The following is a 7,625-nucleotide window of genomic DNA, read 5'->3' on the forward strand; positions in this document are numbered from 1 at the left end:
ATTCACCTTATTTTCTAAAGGAAAAATTATTCGCTCGAAATCTTTTAAAATAGGTACCGTACGTTTACTGAACAATAAAAAATCTGAAAACAAGGTTCTTTTTAGCAAAGTACAAAGTTGGATCGAAGAAAACACCCGTGACTACAGACGAATTTCTTTAATTGGATCAGGAGGAAACATCAACAAAATCTTTAAAATGTCTGGTAGAGATATTGGTAAACCTATCTCATACATTTACTTGAATGCTCAGTACCAATTTTTGAAAAAAATGAGCTACCAAGAGCGTATTTCTGAATTAGGTTTAAACCCTGATAGAGCCGATGTAATTGTTCCTGCAACAAAAATATACTTATCTGCAATGAAGTGGAGCGGCGCTAGAAAAATTTATGTTCCTAAAATTGGACTTTCAGACGGTATTATCAAAAGCTTATACTTCAATAAGTTATAACTTATTTTTAACAGTTTTTAACATAAAATAAAATTTACTATATTTGTTAAAAGCTAAATAAACACAAGTAAATTTATCTATTATGAAAAAACTATTATTAGGGGTACTAGTTGCTACTGGACTAACTAGCTTTGCTCAAGACCTACCTCAAAATCCAGAACCAGGAAAATGTTACGTTCGTTGTAAAACGCCAGAAGTATGGAAAAACGAAGATGTTACCATCGAAGTTGCCCCAGCTTATAAAAGAATTGTCACACATCCAGCTGAATACAAAACAGTAACAGAAAGAGTTATTGTTAAAGAAGCAGGACAGCGTTTAGAAATTGTACCTGCTGTTTGGGAAGACAAAGTTGTTACCTATACAGCAAAAGAAGACGCAAGTAAACTAAGCGTTATTAAAGCTACATTTAAATCTGACGAACAAGTTATTGAAACGAAAGCTGCTTCTGCAGTTTGGGAAATGAGCGAAAAAGCTCCAGATTGTGAATCAAGTGACCCTAACGACTGTAGATATTGGTGTTACAAACCAATTCCTGCTCAGTTTGTTACTATACCTTTAACAAAGTTAGATAACGATGCTTCAACACAAAAAACTTCTGTACCAGGTTTTAACAAAACATATACTAAGAAGGTAATGGTTACACCACCAACCACAAGAACTATCGAAATCCCTGCTGTTTATAAAGAAATTACTAAAACTGTTTTAGCAAAAGATGCTTGGCAAGAAGAAGTAACAGTTCCTGCTAAATACAAAACAGTTACTAAAGAAGTTTTAGTAAGCAAAGGAGGGCTAACTACTTGGAAAGAAGTTGAGTGCGAATTATTAACTTACAATCCATTACCAATTAACTGGAACTTAGGTAGTGCTACATTAACTTCATCTGCTAAACAACTTATCGATTCTAGATTATTACCTGTTTTAAAAGACGGTGTACAAGTTGAATTAGCTTCTCACACAGATTCAAGAGGTTCAAGAGAATCTAATCAAGATTTATCAGACAGAAGAGCTCAAGCTGTTGCTAACTACTTAATTTCAAAAGGAGTTAACCCAAGTCAGTTAGTAGCTAAAGGTTACGGAGAGTCTAGATTAAAGAATAGATGTTCTGATGGTGTAGCTTGTACTGAAGCTGAACACAGAGCAAACAGAAGAACTGAATTTAGAGTTATCAATCAAAAATAATTCTACTAAGAATAAATAAAAAAGAGGGTTAATTACCCTCTTTTTTCTTTATAACAGAATCGAAAAACGGGTAATAATATTCCGTTAATATCAATCCTTTTTTATATGCTATGACTTTTTGTTTGTGGTTCAAAAAAAGTATTGTTGGATAAGATGATACTTTATATTTCTCCGCCAATTCCTTATTTAATTTTAATTTTTCCTTTTCAACTAAATCTTGATTAAAAGGAATATCCGCTTCATACAAAACGAAGTTTTCTTTTGATATATTCTTAAACTTTTCTGTACTGAAAAGCTCTCTATCTAATTTTTTACAAGGACTACACCAATCTGACCCCTTAAAATAAACCAACAAAGGTTTCTTTTCTTTTTTTGCTTGTTTTAAAGCTTCTTTATAAGAATCTGACCAGATTTCATCAACTATAGTATCCTTCTCTATTTCCTGAGACCAAGATGTGATTCCAAAAAATAATACCGCTACAAATAAAAATAAATTCCTCATATATAATATCATATGGTTCAAATTAACAAAAATAATACCATTTATTATTAAACAAATGTGACTAATTAAAAAATATAGTGTCTTACTAATGAGTTAAAAAATCACACTTTGTGTATTGCTTAACAAAAAATCAAAAAACAAAAACCTCGCTATTGCGAGGTTTTTTCATTTTCAAATTTAGTTTCTTCTTATTTGAATTTTATCAGTTTTCAATTCTTTTTGTATCCAAGTTCTTAACTCTCCCTCATTTTTTACCATGATAGAGTCTGCTAGCTTTTTATTCCAACTTATGGATACTACTGTAGTGGTATCTACCTTTATAAAATCACTTGACGATAATACTTTAGCCAAACTCATTTCTTTTATATCATTAAACCTGATTTTTGCCTCTGTACTAATTTTGCTAAACGGAATTGAGTTTTTATCTCTATACAAAGCATCTTGCTCTATTCTTTGGTTTAAACTAGAAATTGTTTTTTTCAAGTCATCAATTTCCATGTGTAAACCTGTGATGATATTGTCTTTTTCATCCAATTCTCTTACTGCTCTATCATAAGCATCTACTACCCTATCAACACTTTTAGCTTTATTTTCATTAATAATTAAAGAGTAAGCATCTATTTTTGGGAAGGTTTTTAATTCATTTCGTAAAAAAGATTCCGTTGCATCACTTACATCACCGTTAAAAAATAATTTTATGGTTTTCTCTTTAACCTCTAACTTTTCACGCTGCAACCATAAGTTCGGATTCTCGTATACCTTTGCTTTTAGAAACTTTTTATAACTCGCATCAATTACACTTTCGTTATATACACCTACGAAAGTAAACACCGCTGGAACCATTACTAAAAAAGCAACGAAAGATGCCATTTGAGCTATTCTTTTACGTTTTGCTGAGTTTACATAACGAATCATTGTAAACCCTAACAACTTTAATACTAAGAAAGTTGCCAACGCAATAAAGATTGTATTAATGGTAAATAAATACATAGCCCCTAAGAAATAATCGAAATTCCCTATTGCTAAACCATATCCAGCTGTACATAATGGAGGCATTAAAGCAGTTGCAATTGCCACTCCAAAAATTACTGAAGCAATGGTTCCTTTTTTAGTTCGAGCAATAATCAAAGCTAAACCACCAAAAAATGCAATTAATACATCTCGAATATCTGGACGAACCCTACCTAATAACTCTGAAGTTTCTTCACGAAGTGGAAATAAAAAGAAGAATAAAAAAGCGGTTAACAAACTCAATACAATCATCGTTGCTAAGTTGGTTAACGACTTTCGTAACGTATCAATATCATTGATTGCAATCGACATTCCCACTCCTAAGATTGGCCCCATTAGTGGAGAAATTAACATGGCACCAATTACCACAGCTGTTGAGTTAGCATTTAACCCTATAGATGCTACAAAGATTGAGCAAATTAAAATCCATGCAGTTGCTCCTTTAAAAGAAATATCGCTTTTTATCGCTTCAATTGTAGCTTCTTGATCGGTATCATCTCTAAAATCTAGAAGTTCTAATATAAACTTCTTTATCTTTTCCCATAAGCCTTTTGCATCTTGCTGTATTGCTTGCTTTGATGATTGCCCTACAGCTTCCTCTTGTTTATTTTCTTCCATAATTTTCATTTTTGTTAACTTCGGGAAAGATACAAAATTCCGAATTAGAAAAGATCTAAAAAACGCTTGCAACCATAGAACCTACAAGCGTTTATGAATTTTGGTTAAAAACCGTTGTTTAGTTTATACGTAATTTATTTTTCAAGTTTGTTGAAACTGCATCTTTGTGCACTAAAACTGAAATAGTTTTTAGTTTAAAATAAGGAACTGACATATACACATATCCATCATTCCCTTGTTTTGTCCCCCAAGAATTTTTTACTTTAAAATAGGTGTTTCCTTTTTGGTCTTTTACTAAACCTACAATATGCATTAAATGATCGTCAGTAGTATTAAAGTTTTCAAATTCTGCTTGACGTAAACTTGGTGTAATAGTTCTTTCTTCAACTATTTCTGTTAATGCTTTTTCATTTTCGGCACTACTTGCAGGTATTACAGCAACTCCGTTTTTTGATGAAAATGTTTTTTCTGAAACATCACAATCTAACTCTACTGTATATCCTTTTTTGATTGCTTCTTCTGTAACAGAAACCAACTCATCTAAAGAAACATTATAAAATGCTCCGTTAGAAAAATTATCTGGAATATTTAAAATAAATTGCTCGTATTTGTTCGCGTGTTCAAACGAACTAATCGTCACATAATTTGAAGGGTTTATTTTAACATGTTCTGCAAAAGTTTTAGGAGTGTACTCTTTTCCTTCAAAAGTAAACTTGTCTTTATTTTTTCCTAAATAAACATCCAACACACTTTCTACAGATTGCTTCCATTTAGGACTTAATTCACCAGCAGGATTTTTAATGTACGCATCTAACATCGATTTTAACACCGCAATCATTTCAGCATGGTTGTGCTTGTCTTGTCCCAAATCTAACCCTGTAAAAACTTGTTCAGGCACTAATCCATATTTTGCTACAGAATTCATTACATCATGTGCTAAACCGCCTTCACTAAACTGTGCTTTTCCTTGGCGATATAAGTAATTATTTGCTTTGTCAGAATATGTATTACGTACTGTGTACATTTCAGATAAATCAATTTTTTTTCCTGTTAGTCTGATAATTTCTGACTCTAAAAATGAAGTAGTAGAAAAGCTCCAGCAAGTTCCTGTTCTACCTTGACTTTTTACTTCTGTATCTTCAATATCTTTTACTGTTGTGAACTGATATTTTTGTGCTGAAACTGATGTTATACTTAAAAAAGTAAATGCTGCTCCAAATAAAACTCTCTTCATTTGTTTGTATATTATTTGTTTTAGTGTTCAAATACAACTCAACAATTAAAATAATCATAGAAAATTCTATACTTGAAAAATCGTATTATAATTTTAAACGAGCAATTTACTGTTTTCGATAAAACTTCTAAAGCTTGATACTGTTAAAAATCTACTATAACTCCTATACGTGGTAACGCCCTACCAGAAGTACTTTCTATTTCTTCTAATACATATCTAGAATTATCATTTGGATCAGTTACTCTTCCGTTTTCGTCTTCAATAGGCAATAAAAATGGTTGCTGTTTAGAGCTACTAGCATATATATTTTGAACATCTAAATATAAGTTTATGGCCGCTTTCTTTAAAAACCACGTTTTATCTACACGAATATCTAGTTGTGTATACGTATCAAGCCTTTGAGTATTTAATTTGCTATAGTCTAAAATTCCACCGTTTTGAACATCATAATTATCTTTTAAAGATGATGCTGCTAAATCATAAGGAGTATAAGGCTTACCTCCTACCAATCGGAACTTAGAACCTACCTCCCAATTCTTATTAAACTTTTTTCCTGCGGTAACCGTTAGTAAGTGTTTATTATCCCATGTAGAAGGAATATACTCTCCTAATGTGTTTTTAAATTCACTTCTTACAAAAGTATACGATGCTATTCCGTACAGTCCGCTATACGATTTTTTCTGTGCCAATAACTCAAATCCATACGCTCGACCTTCAGATGTAGAACTCACTGCTTCATTACCTATAATACCAAAATCAGCACCTAGGTTTGCTAAGCTTATTTGATTTCTTAGCGAAAATGGATAGTTTTTATACCCTTTATAAAACCCTTCAAAATTTATTTTTGAGCTTGTATTAGGCTTGTAACTTAATCCACTTACAAAATGATCTGATTGTATATATTTCAACCCATTTTTATTCTCAAACTCACCTACATCATTTTTATAACCCAACACCGTATAAGATGGCAATTGATAATAACGACCAACTGAAGAACTCACCGTCCATTTTTCAGACAAATTATAACTTAACGACAACCTTGGTGAAAACTGGTTGAATGGGTTTTTCATTTCTGAATTGTAGTCTATTCCGTCCATTCTAAACCCAAAAGAAACTCCTAGTTTTTCATCTAAATATCTTTTTGATACTTGTCCGAAAACTGCATATTTAATAAAATCTATGGCTGAGTTAAAATCGTAAATGACAACTCCATCTGAATTAGCATTTTTCTGATAATTACTATTAGTATACCTCGCTGTTTCTAAATTAAAACCTAAGTTAAAATCAATTTTGTTAACAGTTTCAAAGCTATTTTCATATCGTAATTTATTTTCTATTTCTTTAGATGAGTAATCTAACAATAAATTTGCTGGTATTTCTTCATTTAAAAAATATTTCACCGCCTTGTTTTTCCACTCATTCCTACTTAGTACGACCAAGTGTGTTGAGTTTGGTGCAAAATACTTATAACTGGCTCCTACAGTATAATTCCATTGACTGTTTACGGGAACAGAATTTAAAATAACTTTATTTCTCTTTATTGTTTCTAAATCTATTTCACCATCGTTTACCTCTTTATTTATTTCAAAGTCATCAATAGCTCCCAAAGCAACTATTGATAATTCACTATTTTTTGATAATTGCGATTTAACATTTACTTGAAAATCGCTATAGGTTGGTAAAAAAGGTAGTTTTATCAACTTAAATAAGAACTGTAGATACGATTGACGTGCAGAAAACATAAAGGTTGTATTCTTCCCTAATGGTCCGTCTAACGTAATTCCTGCATCTGAGGTTCCAATAGTAGCTCTAGTATTTAACGAAGTCGGATTCCCTCTTTTTTGAGTAAACTCTATAACAGAACTTAAAGAGTTACCTCTATTGGCAGGAAATGCACTTGAATAAAAATCAACTTTACGGATTAAATCTGCATTCATAATTCCTACAGGTCCACCTGTAGCTCCTTGTGTTTGAAAATGGTTAATTACAGGAACTTCAATACCATCTAAATAAAATTTATTTTCAGAGGTTGCTCCACCTCTAATAATAATATCATTTCTAAATCCAGGATTGGAAGCTACTCCAGGAAAAGATTGAATTACTTTTAGCACATCTCTGTTTCCTCCTGGGTTCTTTTCTATTTCTGCTATACCCAAACTTTGAAGCGATAAAGGACTATCTACAGACTCTTTAAATAATGGTGCTTGTATTTGAACTTCTTTTAACTGTGTTGCATCTTCAATTAACTCTAAGGTTATATAAGGTGAGTTATCTTTTGTTACTAAATACTCATCTGAAATTAACGTTTTATAGCCCACAAACGAAGCTTGTATTTTATTATACCCTAAAGGAACGTTATTCAAGACAAACTCCCCTTTTTCATTTGAAACCGCTCCTATTTCTGTTCCATACACTAAAACATTAACGAAAGGAAGTATTTCTCTTGTTTTAGAATCAACAACTTTTCCTGAAATTACTCCTTCATTTTGAGACATTCCAGTAAACGACTGAAGTAAAACCAAGAGCATCAACACTTTTCTCATATCATACTATTAAGACCTAACAAAAATACATATTTTGTTTAACAAAAAATAAAATATATTAAACAACATAATTATAGAAACAAAAAAAC

6 protein-coding genes are annotated in these 7,625 nt (G+C 31.6%); 2 read left to right on the forward strand and 4 right to left on the reverse strand.

Annotated elements, in window-relative coordinates:
* Together OU788_RS11420 and OU788_RS11425 are read left to right on the forward strand one after the other, a co-directional pair.
* Positions 1–448: Ppx/GppA phosphatase family protein (locus OU788_RS11420; protein WP_446751491.1), on the forward strand; the 448-nt coding region annotated here is incomplete at its 5' end.
* An 82-nt stretch (positions 449–530) separates the two neighbouring features.
* On the forward strand, positions 531–1,628 hold the full coding sequence (locus OU788_RS11425) for an OmpA family protein (RefSeq protein WP_274635288.1): 1,098 nt from the start codon (positions 531–533) through the stop codon (positions 1,626–1,628).
* A 28-nt stretch (positions 1,629–1,656) separates the two neighbouring features.
* On the opposite strand, the gene OU788_RS11430 is transcribed toward OU788_RS11425, so the two are convergent.
* The 4 genes from OU788_RS11430 to OU788_RS11445 form a co-directional block, all read right to left on the reverse strand.
* On the reverse strand, positions 1,657–2,130 hold the full coding sequence (locus tag OU788_RS11430) for a thioredoxin family protein (RefSeq protein WP_274635289.1): 474 nt from the start codon (positions 2,128–2,130) through the stop codon (positions 1,657–1,659).
* 177 nt (positions 2,131–2,307) lie between these two features.
* Positions 2,308–3,759, reverse strand: coding sequence for a DUF389 domain-containing protein (locus OU788_RS11435; protein ID WP_274635290.1), 1,452 nt, complete (start codon positions 3,757–3,759; stop codon positions 2,308–2,310).
* A 118-nt stretch (positions 3,760–3,877) separates the two neighbouring features.
* On the reverse strand, positions 3,878–4,993 hold the full coding sequence (locus tag OU788_RS11440; RefSeq protein ID WP_274635291.1) for an aminopeptidase C: 1,116 nt from the start codon (positions 4,991–4,993) through the stop codon (positions 3,878–3,880).
* A 143-nt stretch (positions 4,994–5,136) separates the two neighbouring features.
* Positions 5,137–7,536 (reverse strand): TonB-dependent receptor, encoded by a 2,400-nt coding sequence (locus tag OU788_RS11445; RefSeq protein WP_274635292.1) that lies wholly within the window; start codon positions 7,534–7,536, stop codon positions 5,137–5,139.
* Positions 7,537–7,625: the final 89 nt, after the last annotated feature.

Origin of the sequence: Tenacibaculum sp. L6 (genome assembly GCF_028823685.1) — a bacterium.
Lineage (GTDB): Bacteria > Bacteroidota > Bacteroidia > Flavobacteriales > Flavobacteriaceae > Polaribacter.